17 protein-coding genes are annotated in these 21680 nt (G+C 74.2%); 10 read left to right on the top strand and 7 right to left on the bottom strand.

The annotated features are described in order from the left end of the window. Positions 1 to 345: 345 nt before the first annotated feature. Together HNP84_RS18425 and HNP84_RS18420 are read left to right on the top strand one after the other, a co-directional pair. Positions 346 to 1095 carry an aggregation-promoting factor C-terminal-like domain-containing protein gene (locus HNP84_RS18425; protein ID WP_246518313.1) on the top strand — a complete coding sequence of 250 codons (750 nt, stop codon included), beginning with the start codon at positions 346 to 348 and terminating at the stop codon, positions 1093 to 1095. 113 nt (positions 1096 to 1208) lie between these two features. Continuing rightward, positions 1209 to 3179: a glycosyltransferase family 2 protein gene (locus HNP84_RS18420; protein ID WP_185050962.1), complete on the top strand. Its 1971-nt coding sequence runs from the start codon at positions 1209 to 1211 to the stop codon at positions 3177 to 3179. A gap of 6 nt (positions 3180 to 3185) precedes the next feature. Here HNP84_RS18420 and HNP84_RS18415 read toward each other — a convergent pair whose 3' ends face one another. From HNP84_RS18415 to HNP84_RS18395, 5 genes are all read right to left on the bottom strand, one after another. After that, positions 3186 to 4601, bottom strand: a complete 1416-nt coding sequence (locus HNP84_RS18415; protein ID WP_185050961.1) for a class II fumarate hydratase — start codon at positions 4599 to 4601, stop codon at positions 3186 to 3188. 128 nt (positions 4602 to 4729) lie between these two features. After that, positions 4730 to 6580 carry a serine/threonine-protein kinase gene (locus HNP84_RS18410; protein WP_185050960.1) on the bottom strand — a complete coding sequence of 617 codons (1851 nt, stop codon included), beginning with the start codon at positions 6578 to 6580 and terminating at the stop codon, positions 4730 to 4732. Between the two features lie 24 nt (positions 6581 to 6604). After that, positions 6605 to 7738 (bottom strand): serine/threonine-protein kinase, encoded by a 1134-nt coding sequence (locus HNP84_RS18405; protein ID WP_185050959.1) that lies wholly within the window; start codon positions 7736 to 7738, stop codon positions 6605 to 6607. Between the two features lie 1314 nt (positions 7739 to 9052). Next, positions 9053 to 10714, bottom strand: a complete 1662-nt coding sequence (locus HNP84_RS18400; RefSeq protein WP_185050958.1) for a fumarate hydratase — start codon at positions 10712 to 10714, stop codon at positions 9053 to 9055. After that, complete coding sequence (locus HNP84_RS18395; protein WP_185050957.1) at positions 10651 to 11610, bottom strand: DMT family transporter; 960 nt, start codon at positions 11608 to 11610, stop codon at positions 10651 to 10653. The genes HNP84_RS18400 and HNP84_RS18395 overlap by 64 nt, the downstream gene beginning before the upstream one ends. 68 nt (positions 11611 to 11678) lie before the next feature. On the opposite strand from HNP84_RS18395, the gene pdxR reads away from it, so the two are divergent. The 7 genes from pdxR to iolD all read left to right on the top strand — a co-directional run bounded on the left by pdxR (position 11679) and on the right by iolD (position 19535). Continuing rightward, complete coding sequence (gene pdxR / locus HNP84_RS18390; RefSeq protein WP_221336399.1) at positions 11679 to 13058, top strand: MocR-like pyridoxine biosynthesis transcription factor PdxR; 1380 nt, start codon at positions 11679 to 11681, stop codon at positions 13056 to 13058. Positions 13059 to 13145: 87 nt separating this feature from the next. Beyond that, complete coding sequence (locus HNP84_RS18385; protein ID WP_185050955.1) at positions 13146 to 14138, top strand: Gfo/Idh/MocA family protein; 993 nt, start codon at positions 13146 to 13148, stop codon at positions 14136 to 14138. A 31-nt stretch (positions 14139 to 14169) separates the two neighbouring features. Next, the gene (locus HNP84_RS18380; protein ID WP_185050954.1) at positions 14170 to 15030 is read left to right on the top strand and encodes a TIM barrel protein; all 861 of its coding nucleotides are present in this window, start codon (positions 14170 to 14172) and stop codon (positions 15028 to 15030) included. Beyond that, positions 15027 to 15965 carry a 5-dehydro-2-deoxygluconokinase gene (gene iolC / locus HNP84_RS18375; protein ID WP_312925150.1) on the top strand — a complete coding sequence of 313 codons (939 nt, stop codon included), beginning with the start codon at positions 15027 to 15029 and terminating at the stop codon, positions 15963 to 15965. The genes HNP84_RS18380 and iolC overlap by 4 nt, the downstream gene beginning before the upstream one ends. Further along, positions 15958 to 16863 (top strand): class I fructose-bisphosphate aldolase, encoded by a 906-nt coding sequence (locus HNP84_RS18370; protein WP_185050953.1) that lies wholly within the window; start codon positions 15958 to 15960, stop codon positions 16861 to 16863. Before iolC ends, HNP84_RS18370 begins: the two co-directional genes overlap by 8 nt. After that, positions 16864 to 17706 (top strand): 5-deoxy-glucuronate isomerase, encoded by an 843-nt coding sequence (iolB, locus tag HNP84_RS18365; protein WP_185050952.1) that lies wholly within the window; start codon positions 16864 to 16866, stop codon positions 17704 to 17706. Next, entirely contained in the window at positions 17703 to 19535 is a 1833-nt protein-coding gene (gene iolD, locus HNP84_RS18360; RefSeq protein ID WP_185050951.1) for a 3D-(3,5/4)-trihydroxycyclohexane-1,2-dione acylhydrolase (decyclizing), read from the top strand. The genes iolB and iolD overlap by 4 nt, the downstream gene beginning before the upstream one ends. Here iolD and HNP84_RS53130 read toward each other — a convergent pair. After that, positions 19501 to 20208 (bottom strand): MFS transporter, encoded by a 708-nt coding sequence (locus HNP84_RS53130; RefSeq protein WP_246518312.1) that lies wholly within the window; start codon positions 20206 to 20208, stop codon positions 19501 to 19503. The two genes, iolD and HNP84_RS53130, sit on opposite strands and share 35 nt — an antisense overlap. A gap of 18 nt (positions 20209 to 20226) precedes the next feature. Next, positions 20227 to 20676, bottom strand: a complete 450-nt coding sequence (locus HNP84_RS53125; RefSeq protein WP_246518311.1) for an MFS transporter — start codon at positions 20674 to 20676, stop codon at positions 20227 to 20229. A 124-nt stretch (positions 20677 to 20800) separates the two neighbouring features. Here HNP84_RS53125 and HNP84_RS18350 point away from each other — a divergent pair, with 124 nt between their 5' ends. Beyond that, the gene (locus tag HNP84_RS18350) at positions 20801 to 21565 is read left to right on the top strand and encodes a MerR family transcriptional regulator (RefSeq protein WP_185050950.1); all 765 of its coding nucleotides are present in this window, start codon (positions 20801 to 20803) and stop codon (positions 21563 to 21565) included. Positions 21566 to 21680 lie beyond the last annotated feature (115 nt).

Genomic DNA, 21680 nt, shown 5'->3' with positions numbered 1-21680 from the left:
CCTCTCTGCACACACGACCCGCAACCGCACCCACGCCCACGCCCACGCCCTCAGATCCCTTTCGGCCGAGCCAAGGCGTGCGCGCCCACCCGCTCCAAGCCCCTCACCGCAGCCGGCGCGGGCCGCCGGTAGTAGCCGCCCACCCCGCCTCCCCTGGAGGTGGGGTGGCCGGGGTGGGGAGATGTGACCAATATCACATCCGCTGTGAAGCGTGCTGTTACCTGCGGGTTAGGTCAAAAAGCGGTCAAGTTGGAACCGGACCGGCGCCAACCAACTGTCCCGTTTCGGTTGCGGAGGACCCCCCTCCCCACGGCAAGCTCATAGGTCGTGAGTTCAGGTCCGCAGTTGAGAGAGCGCCCAGCGCCGCAGGGCCAGCGTGCCCGTCGCCGTAGCAGTGGTTCCCGCCGCTCCTCCGCCGCGCCGCGTCCGCCGGCTCCGCGCCGGCAGTCGTGGTGGACGACGAAGCGGATTCTGATCGTCGGTGTCACCTCGGTCGCCCTGGTCGGCGGTGGCGGGTTCGTGGCCTACACCGCGGTGCAGAACGCCAACGCGCCCAAGGGCACCAATCCGCTGACGATCGGTGAGCTCGCCACCATGTTCGGCGGCGGCGACCCGTTCGCGCCCGACCCCGCGGCCGACACGGCCAAGGCCAAGGCCGCCCAGATGCTCAAGAAGCGGGCGCTGGCCGCCTCCCGCGACGACCGGCGCAAGCTCGACCCGGTCGTCATCCCCACGCAGGCGCCCGGCGGCGACGGCTTCCAGCCGATCCCGTTCCCGCCCGGCACCACGCCCGACCCCGGCAGCAACAAGGCCCTGGGCAAGCAGATGATGCTCGCCCGCTGGGGCGAGGACCAGTGGGGCTGCCTGGAGAAGCTGTGGGACAAGGAGAGCCACTGGAACGAGCGGGCCATGAACCGCTACAGCGGCGCCTACGGCATCCCGCAGGCCCTCCCGGGCACCAAGATGGCCAGCGCGGGCTCCGACTGGCAGACCAACCCGGCCACCCAGATCAAGTGGGGCCTGGGCTACATCGCCGGTCGCTACAAGACCCCCTGCGGCGCCTGGGCCCACTCCCAGTCCGTCGGCTGGTACTGATCCATCGGAGACTCGGGCCCTCGGTGCGCCCGAGCCCCGTGTATTGCGAAGCAAGCGCAATAAATAGGCAAGCCTGACGCGCTCGAAGGCGGTCGCGGCGCACGCTGGACCGCATGGGTGTGAAGGTCAGCGTGGTCATGCCGGTTCGCGATCCCGGCGATGCCGCGGACGCGGGCATACGGGCGGTGCTGGAGCAGTCGCTCCCACCGGACGAGTATGAGGTGATCTTCGCCGACCACGGCTCGACCGACGGGACGGCGGAGCGGCTCGACACGGTGGCGGCCGGGCGGGACAACGTACGGGTGCTGCACCTGGACCCCAGCGGCTCGCCGATGCGGGCGCGCAACGTGGGGCTGGCGGTGGCCACCGGCGAGTACGTCTACCTGCTCGACCAGGGCGACCGGCTGGAGCGCGACGCGCTGGCCCGCATGTACGAGCGCGCCGCCGCCACCGAGGCCGACGTGCTGGTGGGCCGGATCGTGCGGGAGCAGGGCTCGCCGCCCGCGGCCTTCGACATCAACCGAGACCGGGCCGACATCCTCAAGGACCGGCTGCTCACCCAGCTCACCCCGCACAAGCTGTTCCGCCGGGCGTTCCTGGAGGACCTGGGGCTGCGCTTCGCCGAGCCGGGCGGGGTGCTGGCGGAGTACGCGTTCGTGCTGCGGGCGTACCTGTCGGCGAAGGTGATCGCGATCCTGGCCGACCGGGTGTGCTGCCACGTGGCCCCGCCGCGCCGCCGCCCGGAGCGGCCGGCGGCGATGGCGGCGGAGCTGCGCGCGCTGCTGGACGTGGTGGACCAGCACACCGTGCCCGGCAAGCTGCGCGACCGCGTGTACGCCCACTGGCTGCGCACCGCCGTGCTGCGTCCCTTCACCAGCCCGCGCTTCCTGGCGTCCTCCCAGGACCGGGCGGCGCTGTTCCGCACGCTGCGTGACCTCACCCTGGACCGCTTCCCGCCCCGCCTGGACCACTACCTGCCCGTGCACCTGCGGGCCGTCGCGGCGCTGCTGCGCGCCGGGCGGCTGGACCAGTTGTTCATCCTGACCGGGATGTCGCGCGGCACCCGCGTACGCGCCGAGCTGCACGAGGTGCGCTGGGACCACGACGTGCTCACGATCGACCTCACCGCGGAGATCGTCCGGTCGGACGGCGTGCCGCTGCGCTTCGGCACCGACCACGAGGGGCGGCTGTACTGGCGGCCCCCGATGCCGATCGAGGACACCGTGCTGCCGCCCGAGCTGGCGGACGTGAGCGACGCGGTGGCGCGGGCGCGGCTGGGCGCGTACATCCGGCACGAGCAGACCGGCGTGACGTACGTGCTGCCCACCACGAGCGAGGTGGAGCTGCTCCGCGACGGCGCGGGCGGGGTGCGGGTGCGGCTCGGCGGCGAGGTCCGGCTCGACGCGGGCACGGCCGCCGTCGGGCACCCGCTGCAGCCGGGGCTGTGGGAGCTGCACGTACGCGCGTACGGCGGCGCCTACCGGGCCCGTGCGCGCGTGGCGGGGGCCGAGGCCCCGCTCAACTGCGTCGGAGTCGTGACGGAGCATCCACGGCGGCTCGTGGTGCCGTACTGGTCCGACGAGGGGGAGCTGGGCGTGTGCGTGGAGCCGCGCTCGTTCCCGGAGTCGATCGCGCTGGTCTCGCCCGGCGCCTCGGTCACCCGCCGCGACGGCCATCTGTACATCGTGGTCCCGGTCCCGTACGTGCCGCCGAGCGGCGGCCCGCCGGTGGAGCTGGTGCTGCGCGAGGGCCACCAGGAGATCGTGGTGCCCGGCCTGGTCGAGCCGGGCGTCCCGGGCAAGCTGGCGGGCCAGCTCGTGGCCAAGGTGCCGCTGCGCCGCCTGGGCGTGGACCACTCGCTGGGGCCGGGCACCTGGACGCCGTACCTGCGTGCCGACGGCCGCGAGACGGGCCTGCGCTTCGCCCTGGACGTCCGGCGCAACCGCCGGGTGGACCTGCGCCGCGCCGTCGCCATGGAGGCCCCGCCGCCGGGCCGGCGCGGGGGACGTCCCCGGCGGCGAATCCCCCTGCTGGGCCCGCTGTGGCGTTTCCTGGGGGCCGGCAGGAGCCGCTACGACCTCTAGGCGCTTCTACGAGGAGGTGGCGGCGGGGGGCTCCTGCGGGGGCCGGGTCATGGACAGCACGTCCAGGATCGCGTCGAGCTGCTCCTCGGTCAGGGTGCCCCGGGCGACGTGGCCGCGGTCCACGACCGCCTGCCGGATCGTCTTGCGCTCGGCCAGCGCCTCCTTGGCGATCTTGGCGGCCTCCTCGTAGCCGACGTGCCGGTTGAGCGGGGTCACGATCGAGGGGGACGACTCGGCGTACTCGCGGCACCGCTCCACGTTCGCGGTGATGCCGTGTACGCAGCGGTCGGCGAGCAGGCGGGAGGCGTTGGCGAGCAGCCGGATCGACTCCAGGATGTTGCGGGCGATCACCGGCAGCATCACGTTCAGCTCGAAGTTGCCCGCGGCCCCGGCGAAGGCGATGGCCGCGTCGTTGCCGATCACCTGGGCGCAGACCATCACCACGGCCTCGGGGATCACCGGGTTGACCTTGCCCGGCATGATCGACGAGCCCGGCTGCAGGTCGGGCAGGTTGATCTCGGCGAGCCCGGCCCTGGGCCCCGAGCCCATCCAGCGCAGGTCGTTGCAGATCTTGTTCAGCGCCACGGCCGTGACCCTGAGCTGGCCGCTGAGCTCCACTATGGCGTCGCGGGCGCCCTGGGCCTCGAAGTGGTCCTGCGCCTCCGTGAACGGCAGTCCTGTGGCCTCACGCAGGCCCGCTATGACCCGCCGGGCGAACCCGGGCGGGGTGTTGATCCCGGTGCCGACCGCCGTGCCGCCGAGGGGCAGCTCGGTGACCCGGGTCAGCGCGGAGTTGACCCGCGCGACCGCGTTGTCGATCTGGGTCGCGTAGCCCGCGAACTCCTGCCCCAGCGTCACCGGCGTGGCGTCCATCAGATGGGTGCGGCCCGACTTGACCACGTGGGCGAACTCGATCGCCTTGGACCGCAGCGCCGTCGCCAGGTGCTCCAGCGACGGGATCAGGTGGTAGACGGTCTCTGTCGTGGCCGCCACGTGGATGGAGGTCGGGAACACGTCGTTGGACGACTGCGAGGCGTTGACGTGGTCGTTGGGGTGGACCGGCCGCCCCAGCGCGGCCTCGGCCAGCGTGGCGATCACCTCGTTGGCGTTCATGTTCGAGGACGTGCCCGAGCCCGTCTGGAAGACGTCGATCGGGAACTCGGCGTCGTGCTCGTTCTCGGCGACGTCGCTCGCAGCCTGCGCGATGGCCTCCGCCATGTCCTTCTCGATCACGCCCAGCTCGCCGTTGACCTCGGCGGCGACCGCCTTGATCAGCCCGAGGGCGGCGATGTGGGCCGGTTCGAGCACCCGCCCGGAGATGGGGAAGTTCTCCACCGCCCGCTGCGTCTGCGCGCGCCACTTGGCCTCGGCCGGAACGCGTACCTCTCCCATGGAGTCATGCTCCACCCGAAACTCACTCATGCCCCCAGTCTGCCCATCCTTCCCCAATCGGATAGCGGGGCATGGCGAGCCATGGCCGCGCATGACCTCATCCGGACACTCGCTCCGCCTCCTCGATCAGGTTGAGGAGGGCGCCGGGGTCGGCCGCGTCAGCCGCTGAGGGCGGAGATGACCAGGATGGCGATCACGGCCATGGCGATGATCGCCAGGCCGACCAGGATGATCATCAGTGCCCGGCCGCCGCCCTCCTTGGCCGCGGGCTGCTGCTGCGGCATGCCCGCGATCGAGAACAGGTCGGTGCCCAGGCCGGGGCCGTCGTGGAACCCGTCGGGCGGCTGGGGCCCCTGCTGGCCCGGGGCCGGGGCGCCCGGTCCGCCCGGAGCCGGGGGCTGGCCGGAGCCGGGGGTGCCCGCGACCGGGATGCCGGGATAGGACGCCTCCTGCCCGTGCGGCGCGGTGAACGGCACGCCGGGACCGCCCGCCGGGTACTGGCCGGGCGGCGGCCCGTAGCCGGGCGCGGCCTGCGGCTGCGGGTACGGCGCGCTCTGCTGGGGCGGGTTGATCGGCGGCGGGAAGGGCGGGCCCGAGGTCGAGACGCCGGGACGCGCCGGATAGCTCGCCGTGGGTCCCGCCGCGCCTCCCGGCGGCTCCGCCGGCTCGCCCGCGGACGGGTGGGCCGGCGGCATGGCCGCCGCCGGGAGCCCCGCCACGGGTGCTGCCGGTGCGGCGGGGGCGTACGGCTCGCCGGGCGTGTGGTGCTGGGGCGCGCCGGGCTCGCCTGACTGGGGCCCCGCCGGGCCGCCGGAAGGGCTGGGCGGGGTGGGGGTGGGCGCCGGTGGCGTGAGGTTCATCCCGCCCTTGGGGCGGATGACCATCATCGTCTGGTCCGGGTCGAACTGCTCCCCCTCCGGCTCGCCCGTCGCGGGCGGAGGACCGGACGGGGCGGGAGTCGGGGCCGCCATCATCGGCGCGGGCTGCGCCGGGGCCGCGGGCCGGGGCGGGCCGGCCTGCTGCGGCGGCGCGGCGGGCCGGGACGCGGGCCGTGCGGGCTCGGCGGGCGCCGGAGGCGGCGGCGGGGCGGCGCGCTCGGCGGCCAGCGCCTGGATCATCGCCGGGGCCGCGGGCGGGGTGGGCTGGGAAGGGGCGCTCAACGCGTCCAGGTCCACCTCCTCCGAGCTGGGCGTGTCGGCGATGGCGCGCAGCATGGCGGCGGCCTTCGACGGCGGCAGGCGCCGGGTGTGGTCCTTCTCCAGCAGGGCTTCCAGCAGCGGGCGCAGCGGCCCCGCCTGGGTGGGCGGGTCGGCGCTCTCGGTCATCAGCGCGGCCAGCGTCTCGGCGACGGTGCGCCGCTCGTACGCCGGGCGCCCCTCGACCGCGAAGTACAGCGTCGCGCCCAGCGACCACAGGTCGGACTCCGGCCCGGTGTACTCGCCCCGCGCCCGCTCCGGGGCGGTGTAGCCGGGGGAGCCGATCACCATGCCGGTCTTGGTGAGGTTGGCGTCCCCGGCGGCCTTGGCGATGCCGAAGTCGGTCAGCACGACGCGGCCCGTCTCGGTGAGCAGGACGTTGCCCGGCTTCACATCCCGGTGCAGGATGCCCTGCGAGTGGGCCAGGCGCAGCGCGCCCAGCAGGTCGGAGCCGATCTCGGCGACCAGGCGCGGCGGCAGCGGGCCCTCCTCGTCGATCACCTGCTCCAGCGAGCGGCCCTCGACGAGCTCCATGATGATCCACGGCCTGCCGCCGTCCTCGATCGCGTCGTAGACGGTGGCCACGGACGGGTGGTTGATCCGCGCCGCGGTACGGCCCTCGCGGAGCATGCGCTCGCGGAGCTCGGCCCGCTGCTCCTCGCTGAGCCCCGGCTCCTGGCGGATCTCCTTCACCGCCACCTCGCGCCCGAGGGAGCGGTCGTGAGCGCGCCAAACGGTGCCCATCGTCCCGCGGCCGATGGGCGTGATCAGCTCGTAGCGTTCTGCGAGCAGGCGCGTCTGCTGTTCCGGCATGAGATAGAAGATAGCGATTCTGAGTTAAGAATCGCTTTCGCCTCGCTTGCGAAGGTCTCGGGGCCAAAACCGTCGGGGCAGGACAGAGCGCAACATGATTGCCATTTGCAGCACCAATGATCTGCTGGACGGCCGGGGCACAGGGGGTTTGCGGTGCAGTCCCTCCGCCGTACGGCGTGGGGGCTGCGGTGTGTGCGGGATTTGACGCGGCACGGCGGGCCGGGACTCCGCCCGGTGCATGCCGCGGTGCGTGGGACGGCGGGTGAACGCGGGGACGGCGATCGGGGGGCCGCTGCGTACGGACTTGCGTGCCGCCTGCCCCAGCGGCTCCTCGGCCGAGCCGCCGGCCGCCACGCGGGCCAGCATCAGCGAGGCCCGCGCCGCGTCGAGCCGGGTCGTCGGGTCGATCCGCAGCAGCCCGACCAGGATCGGGGCCAGCGGGCCCGCCCGCTCCATCGGGATCGGCTCGCCACTGGTGAGCGCGGCCAGCGCCGCGGCGGCGGTGCGCCGCCCGTGCAGCCCCTTGCCCTCGACCGCCGTGTAGAGCGTGGCGCCGAGCGCCCACAGGTCGGCCGCCGGGCTGGCCTTGGCGCCGAGCACCCGCTCGGGCGCGATGTAGCCCGCCGAGCCGAGCACGATGCCCGCCTGCGTGATCGAGGCGTCGCCTTCGAGCGCGGCCAGCCCGAAGTCGGTCAGCACCGCCCGGTCCTCGGTCACCAGCACGTTGCTCGGCTTGACGTCGCGGTGCAGGATGCCCTTGGCGTGCACGGCGCGCAGCGCGCCGAGCACCTGCCGCCCGATCTCGGCCGCCTTGCGCGGCGGCAGCGGCCCCTTCTCCCGGATGAGCTGCTCCAGCGACCGCGCCTGCAGCAGCTCCATCACGATCCACGGCCGGTCGTCCTCGGTCACCACATCGAACACCGTGATCACCGACGGATGCGCGACCATGGCCGTCGCCCGGCCCTCGCGCTCGGTCCTGGCACACAGCTCGGCCCGCAGATCCTCATCCAGAACCAGAGGCAGGCGGACCTCCTTCACCGCCACCTCACGCCCCAGAAGCTCATCGCGCGCTCGCCAAACGGTCCCCATGCCGCCGCGACCGACCGGCTCCGCAAGCCGGTAGCGCGCCGCGAGAAGGTAACCGGAGGGCGCACGCATGGGTGGCAGCTTACCGATTTGCGTAATGCGACCTGTAGAGACAGGGCCGAATATTTGTTGAGTTCTTCTGTCAGGCCCAGTCATCCGCCCGGTCAGCCCCCGTCACCAGCCCCTGTCCGAAAGCTGTGGTGAACGTGTTCGCCCAGCTCACCGCCCTACAGACCGCCCCCGCCGGGGCCACGAGGCCCAGGAGCCCCAACTTCCGCGAGATCACACCCCCGACGACCTCCAGACACCCCCGATCCCCGGTTCCCCCCGCCATCAGCCCCCTACAGAAGGCTGCGGACGGGGCCGGGGAGTGTCCGGGGACGGTGGATCTTCGGTGAAGTGGGGTGGGGCGGGGTGCCGGAGCCTGTTGCTCTCCGGCTGTCTCCTCCCGAGCGTGGCCATAGCCCGCTGGGGCGACCTGCGGGCGGGGAGCGCCCAGGCGGCGACACCACCCCACTTTCCACCCAACACCCGCGACGCGCGTCGCAGCGCGGGATGATGGGCGGCGCGCGAGGGACATCCCGTCGGGGTGCCGGGGTCTCGCGCAAGTGGAGGCGCCAGGCACATGCCATGGCAGGCCCCGGCGGACGACGCGCGGGTGCGGGTGCGGGTGTCGCAGTGGACCGGGGGCATGCGCGGGGCGTCGCGATAGGCAGGGCCCCGGGGGCGGGTGTCCGGATCGACGCCCCATCCGCCGCCACGGCGTGACACCGCCCCCAGCCACGACGCCGCGACCTCGCCAGACGCCGTGCGCACCGGGAGGCGCGCGAGCCCCCGGCGCCGCGACACCACCTCACCTCCCCCCGGCCTGGTCGCCCCCATCCAGGGGATGGCCCGCAGGTCCATCGGGCGCCGGACGTAGCCCTCACCCCCACACGCCACCCCACCGAGCGAGGTGGCCGTGCGGGGGTGGGGGCTGTGTGCGCGGCGTCCAGATGGGCTTGGGGGCTCCGCTGGGTGGGGCCCACTGGGCCGGGGGAGGGCGGTGGTGGGGCGCCTGAGGATCGCGGCTCGTAGGGCGTCTGAGGCGTGTCGCGGAGCGTGGTGCAGTGCGGTGGGTGTCGCGCGGGGGGCGTGGCGGCGGATAGGCGTCGAGCCGGACGCCCGTCCCGGGGCGTCCCCTCTGTCGCGACGCCGCGCCACATGCCTCCCAGCCCGCTGCTCACCCGGCACGCACGCGCCGCCGGCCGGGGCCGTCCGTGGCATGTGCCCGGCGCCTCCACGGCGCGAGCCCTCGGCCGTGAGGTCCTGACGTCCCGGCGGGGGAGCCCATGCGCGGTCCACACAGGGCGCGGGCCCTGTGTGGACCGAGGGTGACCTGGGGGGTCAGGGGGTGGGGCGGCGGCCGATCGTCAGGACGGGGCCGGTGGTGTCCTGGAAGAAGTCGTTGCCCTTGTCGTCTACGACGATGAAGGCGGGGAAGTCCTCTACCTCGATCTTCCAGACGGCTTCCATGCCGAGTTCCGGGTACTCCAGGACCTCCACCTTCTTGATGCAGTCCTGGGCCAGGCGGGCGGCGGGGCCGCCGATGGAGCCGAGGTAGAAGCCGCCGTGCTTGGCGCAGGCGTCGGTGACCTGCTTGGAGCGGTTGCCCTTCGCGAGCATCACCAGGGAGCCGCCCGCGGCCTGGAACTTCTCGACGTAGGAGTCCATGCGGCCGGCGGTGGTGGGGCCGAAGGAGCCGGAGGCGTAGCCGGCGGGGGTCTTGGCGGGGCCGGCGTAGTAGACGGCGTGGTCCTTGAGGTAGGCGGGCATGGGCTCGCCCGCGTCGAGGCGTTCGGCGATCTTGGCGTGGGCGATGTCGCGGGCCACGACGAGCGGGCCGGTCAGGGACAGGCGGGTCTTGACCGGGTACTTGGTCAGCTCGGCGAGGATCTCGGGCATCGGGCGGTTGAGGTCGATCCTGACGACGTCGTCGGAGAGGTGCTCGTCGGTGGTCTCGGGCAGGAAGCGGGCCGGGTCGGTCTCCAGCTTCTCCAGGAACACGCCCTCGGGGGTGATCTTGGCGAGGGCCTGGCGGTCGGCGCTGCACGAGACCGCGATGGCCACCGGGCAGGACGCGCCGTGCCGGGGCAGGCGGATCACGCGGACGTCGTGGCAGAAGTACTTGCCGCCGAACTGCGCGCCGATGCCGAGCCGCTGGGTCAGCTCGAAGACCTTCTTCTCCAGCTCCAGGTCACGGAAGCCGTGGCCGCTGGTGGAGCCCTCGGTGGGGATCGAGTCGAGGTAGCGCGCGGAGGCGTACTTGGCGGTCTTGAGCGCGAACTCGGCGCTGGTGCCGCCGACGACGACCGCCAGGTGGTACGGCGGGCAGGCCGCGGTGCCCAGGGAGCGGATCTTCTCCTCCAGGAAGGCCAGCATGCGCTTCTCGTTGAGCACCGCCTTGGTCTCCTGGTACAGGAAGGACTTGTTGGCGCTGCCGCCGCCCTTGGCCATGAACAGCAGCTTGTACTCGTCGGGGTGGCCGTGCGGGTCCTCGGCGTACAGCTCGATCTGGGCCGGCAGGTTGGTGCCGGTGTTCTTCTCCTCCCACATGGTGAGCGGGGCCATCTGGGAGTAACGCAGGTTGAGCCGGGTGTAGGCGTCGTAGACGCCGCGGGAGATGTGCTCGGCGTCGCGGCCGTCGGTCAGCACGTGGCGGCCCCGCTTGCCCATCACGATCGCGGTGCCGGTGTCCTGGCACATCGGCAGTACGCCGCCCGCGCTGATGCCCGCGTTCTTCAGCAGGTCGAGCGCCACGAACCGGTCGTTGCCGCTGGCCTCGGGGTCGTCGATGATCCGGCGGAGCTGGGCAAGGTGCGATGAGCGGAGATAGTGGGAGATGTCGTGGATCGCGGTCTCGGTGAGCAGCCGCAGCGCCTCCGGCTCCACCTCCAGGAAGCTCCGCCCGGCCGCCTCGACCTTCCGCACCCCCTCCGCCGTGATCAGCCGGTACTCCGTGTCGTCGGCGCCCAGCGGGAGAAGATCGGTGTAGTCGAACTCGGGCATCGTTCCTCGCTTTCGTCCCCTAGAGGGTACGACTTGCGCGCACGCCCGCCGTACAGGCCGGTGAGGATGCCCGCGATCACCAGGCCCGCTCCCGCGAGGTCGGCGGCGGTGGGGGTGGCCAGGCCGAGGACGACGCCGGTGGTGATCGCGCCGACCGGGATCAGGCCGGCGAACAGCCCGGCCACGTCCGCGCCGAGCCGGGGCAGCGCGCTGTACCACATGAAGAACGCGATCGTGGTGACGATCAGCGACAGGTACGCCAGCCCCAGCGCCTCGGGCGCCGTCGGCACGCGCAGGGCCTCCGCGCCGTCCAGCAGCAGCGCGAGCGCCGCGAGGAGCGGCACCGCCAGCGCCGTCGTGTACGCCGACACGCGTACGGCCCCCAGCTTGGGCAGCAGCGGGAGCGCCAGCAGCGAGAAGGAGACCTCACAGGCCAGCGCGCCCAGCGACCACAGCAGGCCCGGGAGGTTGCCGCTGCCCAGGCCGGTCGCCAGCGTGGCCCCGGCGACCACGATCACGGCCCCGGCGACGACCAGCGGGGCCGGGCGCCGCCCGCCGAGCAGGGCCAGGGCGAGCGGCACCGTGGCCAGCACCGTGCCCGCCAGCGACGGGCCGGCGTGCCGGGTGGCCTCGATCACGCACACGTTGAACGCGACCAGGCCGAGGAGCGTGAGCGCGGTCAGCAGCGCCCCCTCGCGGGCCGTGAGCCGGACGAACCGCAGGCCGAGCACCCGGGCGGTGACGAGCAGGATCACGGCCGCCACCGCGTACCGCACCGCCTGGCCGCCGTACACCGGATAGTCCTGGATGAGCCCGGACACTCCGGCCAGTGTGCCGACCAGGAACATCGCGGACGCGGCCATCGCGATGCCGCCAGGTCTCGCATTTCTCCTCATGTCCCCGCATGCTAGGAAGCAATTGGCACTGCGGACGGGTCCAATCGCCCACAGGAATCGAGGACCAATTGGCGGACCTGCACCTCAACCTCGATCTCGGCACGAACGCGTCCGGCGGCATCACCGCCAGGCTCGCCGACGAGCTGCGCGCCGCGATCCGCTCCGGCCGGCTGCCCGCCGGGGCCAGGCTGCCCGCGACCAGGGAGCTGGCCCGGGACCTCGGGGTGTCGCGCGGGGTGGTCGTGGAGGCGTACGAGCGGCTGGTCGCGGAGGGTTTCCTGGTCTCGCGCGTGGGCGCGGGCACGGTCGTGGCGGAGGGTGTGGCCCGCGCGCCCGGCCCCGCCCGCCGGCCCGGCCGCGTCACGCCGTACTACGGGATCAGGCCCACCACGCCCGACCTGGCGGCCTTCCCGCGCGAGCGCTGGCTGGCCGCGCTCAAGCACGCGCTGGCCACCATGCCCAGCGAGGCCCTGGACTACGCCGACCCGGGCGGCGTGGCCGAGCTGCGCGAGGAACTGGCCGCCTACCTGCGCCGGGTGCGCGCCGCCGACGTGACCCCGGACAACGTGGTGATCGTCGGCGGCGTCGCCCAGGGCCTCAGCCTGACGCTGCGCGTGCTGTGCGGGCCGGCGGGGCGGATCAGGCTGGCGGTGGAGGACCCGACCAGCGTGCGGCAGCTCCCCCTGCTGCGCGCGGCCGGCGCGGAGCCGGTCGCGGTGCCGGTGGACACCGAGGGCGTGGACGTGCGGGCGCTGGCCGCGAGCGGGGCCGAGGCGGTGCTGCTCACCCCGGCGCACCAGTTCCCGACCGGTGTGGTGCTCTCGCCGCGCAGGCGCGCCGCGCTGGCCGCGTGGGCGGCCGAGGCGGGGGCGATGATCCTGGAGGACGACTACGACGCCGAGTTCCGCTTCGACCGCGACCCGGTGGGCTGCCTGCAGGGCCTCGCGCCCGACCGGGTGGTGCTGTCGGGCTCGGTGAGCAAGCCGCTGGTGCCGGGGCTGCGGCTGGGCTGGGTGGTCGCGCCCCCGGCCCTGGCCGAGGCCGTACGCGTGGCGCGCGGCAAGCTGGACCTGGGCTCCCCGGTCATCGAGCAGTACGCCCTGGCCCACCTGATCAGGACCGGCTGGTACGACCGGCACCTGCGCCGGATGCGCAGGGAGTACCGGCGCCGCCGGGACGCCCTGGTGGAGGCGCTGGCCCGGCACCTGCCCGAGGTGGTGGTGCGCGGGGTGTCCGCCGGGCTGCACGTGTTCCTGGAGCTCCCGGACGGCTGGGACGAGGAGACGTTCGCCGCCGCGGCCGAGGGCGCGGGGATGCCGGTCGCCCCGGTGGCCCCGATGCGCACGGCTCCGGGGCCGCCCGCGGTGGCGGCCGGGTTCGCCCGGCTCGCGCCGCACCAGGCCGAAGCGGCGGTCCGCGCCCTGGTCACGGCGTTACGGCAGGCTTGATAGTTCATCCATATGTCAGGACATAATCTTGACGAGCGGTCGGGCGTCGCCTAGAACTGGAAGTCCGACACCGATCCTGGAGGCCACATGCGCGTGGGTCTGCTCGGGCTCGGCCGCATCGGGGCGTTCCACGCCGCGACGCTGGCCGCCGATCCCATGGTGAGCGAGCTGGTCGTCGCCGACGAGGACGCCGGGCGGGCGGAGGAGGTCGCCGCGCGCCTGGCCGCGGGCGGCGCCCGGGTCGCGGTGGGCGACGCGTTCCAGGCCGACGCCGTGGTGATCGCGACGCCGACCACGACCCATGCCGACCTGCTCACCCGCGCCTGCGAGGCCGGGCTGCCCGCCTTCTGCGAGAAGCCGGTCGCGTCCACGCTGGAGGAGACCCTTCAGGTGCGCGACACGGCCGCCAAGGCCGGGACCCTGGTCCACATCGGGTTCCAGCGCCGCTTCGACCCCGGCTACGCCGCCGCCCGCGCCGCCCTGCACGCCGGGGAGCTGGGCACGCTGCACCGCGTCCACCTGATCACCGCCGACCCCCGCCCGCCCGCGCCGGGCTACATCCCGCTGTCGGGCGGCATCTACCGCGACTGCCACATCCACGACTTCGACATCCTGCGCTGGGTGACCGGCCGCGAGGTCGCCACCGTGTACGCCACCGGCGCCAACCGCGGCGAGGCGTTCTTCGCCGCGGCCGGGGACGTGGACACCAGCGCCGCGCTGCTCACCCTGGACGACGGCACGCTGGTCACCGTGCAGGGCTCCCGCTACAACGGCGCCGGCTACGACGTGCGCATGGAGCTGGCGGGCACCAGGCGCACGCAGGTCGTCGGGCTCGGCCCGCGGGCACCGCTGACCAGCGCCGAGGGCCTCCAGCCGCCCGGCGAGCCCTGGCCCGACTTCGTCACCCGCTTCCGCGCCGCGTACGAGGCCGAGCTGGCCGCGTTCCTGCGCGCCGTCCGGGGGGAGGGGGAGAGCCCGTGCTCGATCGAGGACGCGCTGGCGGCGCTGATGGTGGCGGAGGCCGCCGAACGGTCCCGCCGCGAGGGGCGTCCGGTGCCGGTCGAGCGGCCGGGGGAGTGAGCGTGCGCCGACACGAGGGAGGAAAGCGGAGATGAGAATCGCGGGTGCGCCGATCTCGTGGGGCGTGTGCGAGGTGCCCGGCTGGGGCGTGCAGCTCGACCGCGAGCGGGTGCTGGCCGAGATGCGGGAGCTGGGGCTGGAGGCCACCGAGCTGGGCCCGCCCGGCTGGCTGCCGCCCTCGCCCGAGCGGCGCGCGGCCCTGCTCGCCCAGTACGGCCTGCGCGGCATCGGCGGCTTCACCCCCATCGCGCTGCACGAGCCCGGCGACGAGCCGCGGGCCATAGCCCGCGCCGCCATGCGCGGCTTCCGCGACGGCGGCGTGGACGTGCTGGTGCTGGCCGCCGCCACCGGCGCCGACGGCTACGACGTACGCCCCGAGCTGAACGCCGCGGGCTGGAAGCGGCTGCTGGCCAACCTCGACGCGATCGTGCGCGAGTCGAAGGAGTACGGCGTGCTGGTCACGCTGCACCCGCACGTCGGCACCATGGTGCAGACCGGCGCCGAGGTCGAGCGGGTGCTCGACGGCTCGCGGGTGCCGCTGTGCCTGGACACCGGCCACCTGCTGGCCGGCGGCACCGACCCGGCCCCGCTGGCCGAGGCCGCCGCGAGCCGGGTCGCGCACGTGCACCTGAAGGACGTGGACGCCGACCTGGCCGACCAGGTGGCCCGGGGCAACCTCACCTACACCGAGGCCGTGCGCGGCGGGCTCTACCGCCCCCTCGGCAGGGGCGCGGTGGACGTGCCCCGCATCGTGCGCGCGCTCACCTCGGCGGGCTACGACGGCTGGTACGTCCTGGAGCAGGACGTGGTCCTCACCGCGACCCCGCCCGAGGGCGAGGGCCCGATCGAGGGCGTCCGCGAGAGCCTGGCGTACCTCAGGGGCCTGGCGTGACCGTCGAGGTGCTGACGATGGGCCGGATCGGGGTGGACGTGTACCCGCTCCAGGTCGGCGTGTCGCTGCGCGAGGTGGAGACGTTCGGCAAGTACCTCGGCGGCAGCGCGACCAACGTGGCCGTGGCCGCCTCGCGGCTGGGCCGCCGGGCCGCGGTGATCACCAGGACCGGCGCCGACCCGTTCGGCGCGTTCCTGCACGACGCGCTGCGCTCCTACGGCGTGGACGACCGGTACGTCACCGAGGTGCCGCACCTGCCGACCCCGGTCACCTTCTGCGAGATCCGCCCGCCCGACGACTTCCCGCTGTACTTCTACCGCCACCCCAAGGCCCCCGACCTGGAGATCCGCCCCGAGGAGCTGGACCTGCCCGCGATCGAGCGCGCCGGGCTGTTCTGGGCCACGGTGACCGGCCTGTCGCAGGAGCCGTCGCGGTCGGCGCACCACGCCGCGTGGGCGGCCAGGGCGCGGCGGCACCCCACGGTGCTCGACCTGGACTGGCGGCCGATGTTCTGGCCCGATCCGAAGGCCGCCGCGGACGAGGTGCGCCGCGCGCTGCCGCACGTCACCGTGGCCGTCGGCAACGTGGACGAGGTCGAGGTGGCCACCGGCGCCCGCGACCCGCGGGCGGCGGCAAAGGCGCTGCTGGCGGCGGGCGTACGGCTGGCGATCGTGAAACAGGGGGGCGAGGGCGTGCTCGGCGTGACCGCGGACGAGGAGGTGGAGGTGCCGCCCGTGCCGGTGGAGGTGGTCAACGGGCTCGGCGCGGGCGACGCGTTCGGCGGCGCGCTGTGCCACGGCCTGCTGTCCGGCTGGCCGCTGGAGCGCACCCTGCGCTTCGCCAACGCGGCGGGCGCGATCGTGGCCGGCCGGCTCGCCTGCGCGCCCGCGATGCCGTACGCGCACGAGGTCGAGGCGGTGCTCGCCGATGGCTGATCACGACGCCGCGCCCACGCTCACCGCACCCGGCATCCGGGCGCTGGCGGAGGCGCGGGCCCGCTTCCCGGAGCGGATCGCGGAGGCCGCGGCGGCGCGGCGGCCGGGGAACCCGCGCCGCGACGGCCAACTGCTGATCATCGCCGCCGACCACCCGGCCCGCGGCGCGCTCGGCGTCGGGGGTCGCCCGCTGGCCATGGGCAGCCGGGTCGAGCTGCTGGAACGGCTGTGCGTGGCCCTGTCGCGCCCCGGCGTGGACGGCCTGCTCGCCACCCCCGACGTCGTGGAGGACCTGCTGCTGCTCGGCGCGCTGCACGACAAGATCGTGGTCGGCTCGATGAACCGGGGCGGCCTGCACGGCTCGGTGTTCGAGTTCGACGACCGGTTCACCGCCTACGACACCGACGCCATCGTGCGGATGCGGCTCGACGGCGGCAAGATGCTGTGCCGGATCGGCCTGGACGACCGGGGCACGCCCGCCACCCTGGAGGCGATCGGCCGGGCGGTGACCGAGCTGGCCGGGCACGGCCTGATCGCGATGCTGGAGCCGTTCTGGTCCCGCTGGGTGGACGGCTCGGTGCGGCACGACCTGTCGCCCGACGCGGTCATCCACGCGATCAACGTGGCCCAGGGCCTCGGCGCGACCTCCGCCCGCACCTGGCTGAAGATCCCGGTGGTCGCCGAGATGGAACGGGTCATGGCCGCGACCACGCTGCCGACGCTGCTGCTGGGCGGCGACCCCGGCGACACGCCCGACCAGGCGTACTCGGCCTGGCGCGAGGCGCTGCGCCTGCCGGGCGTGCGCGGCCTGGTCGTGGGCCGGGCGCTGCTCTACCCGCCGGACGACGACGTGGCCGCGGCTGTGGACACCGCGACCTCCATGTTGGAGGTTGGCTAGGTGACCTACATTGCGGCGGGGACGACCGCTCAGTCGCCGTGGGCGCTGCGGATCACCCCGGAAACGGCGGGCTGGACCTACTGCGGCCTGAGGGTCGCCACGTTGTCCGGCGAGACCCTGGAGTTCGAGACCGGCGGCGAGGAGATGCTGGTGCTGCCGCTGTCGGGCTCGTGCATGGTGGAGTGCGACGGCGTGCGGCTCGCGCTCGACGGCAGGGAGTCGGTGTTCGCCTCCGTCACCGACTTCGCGTACCTGCCGATCGGCACCACCGTCCGGCTGACCGGCGAGGGGCGCTTCGCGCTGCCGTCGGCCCGCGCCACCCGGCGCTTCCCCGTCCGGTACGCCCCCGCCGACGGCGTGCCGGTCGAGGTGCGCGGCGCGGGGCAGTCCACCCGGCAGGTGAACAACTTCTGCGCCCCCGACGCCTTCGAGTGCGACAAGCTGGTCGCGGTCGAGGTGCTCACGCCCGGGGGCAACTGGTCGTCCTATCCGCCGCACAAGCACGACTCCGAGTCCGCCACCGAGGCGGTGCTCGAAGAGATCTACTACTTCGAGGGCGGGCCCGGCTACCAGCGGGTCTACGGCTCGCCCGGCAAGCCCATCGACGTGCTGGCCGAGGTCTCCTGCGGCGATGTGGTCCTGGTGCCGCACGGCTACCACGGGCCGTCCATGGCCGCGCCCGGCTACGACCTGTACTACCTGAACGTCCTGGCGGGCCCGGCCGAGAAGCGGTCGATGGCCTTCTGCGACGACCCCAGGCACGCCTGGGTGCGCTCCTCCTGGGAGGGGCGGCCGACCGACCCGCGCGTGCCGATGACGCCCATCCCCGGGAGGCGACCATGACCGTGAGACTCACCGTCGCGCAGGCGCTGATCCGCTTCCTCGGCCGCCAGTGGAGCGAGCGCGACGGCGTCGAGCACCGGCTGATCGAGGGGTGCCTGGGCATCTTCGGCCACGGCAACGTGGCCGGGATCGGCCAGGCGCTGGCCGCGCAGGGGGCCGGGCTGGGCGACGAGCTGCCGTACTACCTCGCCCGCAACGAGCAGGCCATGGTGCACACCGCGGCCGGGTTCGCCCGCGCCCGCGACCGGCTGTCCACGCTCGCCTGCACCACCTCGATCGGGCCCGGCGCGACCAACATGGTCACCGGGGCCGCGCTCGCCACCATCAACCGCGTCCCGGTGCTGCTGCTGCCCGGCGACATCTTCGCCACCCGGGCCGCCAACCCGGTGCTGCAGGAGCTGGAGGACCCGCGCTCGTACGACGTGTCGGTCAACGACTGCCTGCGGCCCGTCTCGCGGTACTTCGACCGGATCAACCGGCCCGAGCAGCTTCCGCCGGCGCTGATGGCGGCCATGCGGGTGCTCACCGACCCGGCCGAGACCGGCGCGGTCACCCTGGCCCTGCCCCAGGACGTGCAGGCGGAGGCGTACGACTGGCCGGAGGAGCTGTTCGCGCGGCGGGTGTGGCACGTGGCCCGGCCGGTGCCCGAGCCGGCCGCGCTGGAGCGCGCCGCGCGCATGCTCTCCGCCTCGCGCCGCCCGCTCATCGTGGCCGGCGGCGGGGTGATCTACAGCGGCGCGAGCGAGGCCCTGTGCGGCTTCGCCGCCAGGTACGGCGTGCCGGTCGCCGAGACGCAGGCCGGCAAGGGCGCGATCCCGTACGACCACGCGCGCGCGGTCGGCGCGATCGGGCACACCGGCACCGCCGCCGCCAACGAGCTGGCCCGCGAGGCCGACCTGGTGATCGGCGTCGGCACCCGCTACTCCGACTTCACCACCGCCTCGCGCACCCTGTTCCGCGACGCCGCCTTCCTCAACATCAACGTGGCCGCCTTCGACGCGGCCAAGCACGCCGGGCTGATGCTGGTCGCCGACGCCCGCGAGGCGCTGCGCCTGCTCGACGTCCCCGGGTGGCGGGCCGACCCCGGCTGGAGCGAGCGCGCCACCGCCCTGGCCGCCTCCTGGTGGCGGTCGGTGGCCGAGGCGCAGCACGGCGACGGTCTCACCCAGACCGTGCTGCTCGGCATCCTGAACGAGGTCGCCGGGCCGTCGAGCGTGGTGGTCAACGCGGCCGGGTCGATGCCGGGCGACCTGCACCGGATGTGGCGGGCGGCCGGGCCGAAGGCGTACCACGTCGAGTACGGCTACTCGTGCATGGGCTACGAGATCGCGGGCGGGCTCGGGGTGAAGCTGGCCGCGCCGGAGCGCGAGGTGTTCGTGCTGGTGGGCGACGGGTCGTACCTGATGATGGCGCAGGAGATCGCCACCGCCGTGCAGGAGGGCGTCAAGCTGGTCGTGGTGCTGGTGGACAACCACGGGTTCGCCTCGATCGGCGGCCTGTCGGAGGCGGTGGGGGCGCGGCGGCTCGGCACGGCGTACCGGATGCGGGGGCCCGGCGGCGAGCTGGACGGGGCGTACCTGCCGGTCGATCTGGCCGCGAACGCGGCCAGCCTGGGCGCCGACGTGCTGCGGGCGGGCGACCCCGGCTCCTTCCGCGCGGCCCTGGCCAAGGCGCGCGAGTCGGCGCGTACGACGGTGGTGTACGCCGAGACCGTGCCCGGTCCCGGCGGCCCGCCGTCCACCGCGTGGTGGGACGTCCCGGTGGCGGAGAACGCCGAGCCGTACGCCGCCTACCTCACGGCGAAGCGGGAGCAGCGGCCGTACCTCTGATCGGCTGGAAGCCGCGGGCGAGGAGCACGATCAGCGCGGCCAGCGCCAGCGGGGCGGCGAAGGCGACCCGGTAGTCGGCCGCCTCGGCGATCCCGCCCACCAGCGCGGCCCCGACGATGAAGCCGACGTAGTTGAACATGTTGACCCGGGCGATGGCCACCCCGCTGCCCGCGGGGTCCAGCCGCCCGGCGGCGGCGAACGACTGCGGCGCCACCACCGACAGGCCGATGCCGGTGAGGCCGAAGGCCACGATGGCCACCGGCTCGGCCGGGGCCAGCACGATCCCGGCGAACCCGAGGACGGCGACGGCGCCGCCGAGACGCACGATCGCGGCCGGCCCGTAGCGCCTGACCGCGAAGTCGCCGCCCACCCGCACCAGGAACGTCGTGGCCTGGTACGCCGCGAGCGCCAGCGGCACCACGGCGGCCGAGGAGCCGAGCACCCGCTCCATGTAGACCGACCCGAAGTTGGACACCGACGCGTCGCCGACGTACAGCGCGGCCATGGCCAGGCACAGCGGCAGGATGGCCCGCCACGGCACGTGCGCGGCGACCTTCTCCGCGGCCGGCACGTGCTCCTCGCGGGCGCCGTACAGCCAGGTCGCGGCCACGATCGACAGCACCGCGCCCGCCGCCATCGCCACCGCGAACGTCACCGGCAGCCCGAGCCCCATGCCGCCCGCCCACGACGCCTACAGCGCGCCGAGCACCGCCGCGGCGCTCCAGGCGGCGTGGAAGCCGGTCAGCACCGGGCGGGCGTACCGGCGCTCGACCGCGACGCCCTGCATGTTCATGCCCGCGTCCACCGAGCCGAGGCACAGCCCGAACAGCACGTTGGCCGCCACCAGCGCGGGGACGCTCGCCGCCAGCCCGGCCAGCACCACGGCCAGGCAGGCCAGGGGCTGCGCGACCCGCAGCACGGCCCGGCTGCCGAACCTGGCGGCCAGCGCGCCGGCCAGCACACTGCCCGCGCCCGCGATCAGCGGCACGACCAGCAGCAGGACGGACAGCTCGCCGTCGCTGAGCCGGTGCTTGGCCTGCAACGCCGCGACCTGGGTGAGCAGGGTGGCGAAGGTGAGGCCCTGCACGAAGAACACGCCGAACGCCGCCAGCCGGGCCCGCCGGTCACGCGGGTCTGCCATGGGGGACCTCCCGCAAAACATGAGGAGGAATCAGATTCCGCCAGGCTAGGCCCGCCCCGGGCCGCCGTCAATGATCGGTTTCGCGGTTTGACCTTGCCGTAACGTCAACGTTTCTAATGAAGGCATGCGGATCGGCGAACTGGCCGCGCTGGTCGGGGTCTCCACCCGTACCGTGCGGCACTACCACCACCTGGGCCTGCTGCCCGAACCCGAACGCCTGCCCAACGGCTACCGGGAGTACCGGCTGCGCGACGCGGTCGTCCTGGCCCGGGTGCGCCGCCTGGCCGAGCTGGGCCTGTCCCTGGACGAGATCCGCGACGTGCTGGCCGAGGACCGGGGCCGGGACCTGCGCGAGGTGCTGGAGGAGCTGGACGCCGACCTGGCCCGGCAGCAGCGGGCCATCGCCGACCGGCGCGCCCGCCTGGCCGCCCTGCTGGAGCAGGACGACCTCGGCCCCGACGCCACCCTCTCGCCCGACATGGCCGCGGTGCTGCGCGACCTGACGGTCCCCGGCGAGTCGGACTTCGCCGCCCTGGACCGCGAGATGCTGACCCTGATGGACGCCGTGGCCGCGCCCGAAGACCGCGACCACATGCTCGCCCTGCTCCGCCCGCTCACCGAACCCGGCGCCCTCGCCCGCGGACACGCCATCTACCGCCGCCTCGACGAACTGGCCGACGCCGACCCCACCGACCCCCGTATCGAGGCCGTGGCCGCCGACATGGCCGCCCACCTCCCCGAGGCCATGCGCGAGGCGCTGGCCGCCAACCTCCCGGCCTCCGACGACGAGTCCCCCGGCTGGCTCGACGCCCTGAACGCCGAACTCGCCCCCGCCCAGGCCGAGGTCTTCCGCCTGCTCGCCCGCATCGTCAAGGAGCGCCTCGGATGACCGCCCACCCTCGGGCCGAGGTCTCCCACCAGTCCGCCGCCCCCCTCAAGGAGCGCCCCCAGTGACCGCCCGCCCCCAGGCCGGGGCCGTCCGCCACACCGCCCACCAGTTCAAG

This window comes from Thermocatellispora tengchongensis (assembly GCF_014202315.1).
Taxonomy (GTDB): Bacteria; Actinomycetota; Actinomycetes; order Streptosporangiales; family Streptosporangiaceae; genus Thermocatellispora; species Thermocatellispora tengchongensis.
This window is presented reverse-complemented; position numbering and strand designations above follow the sequence as displayed.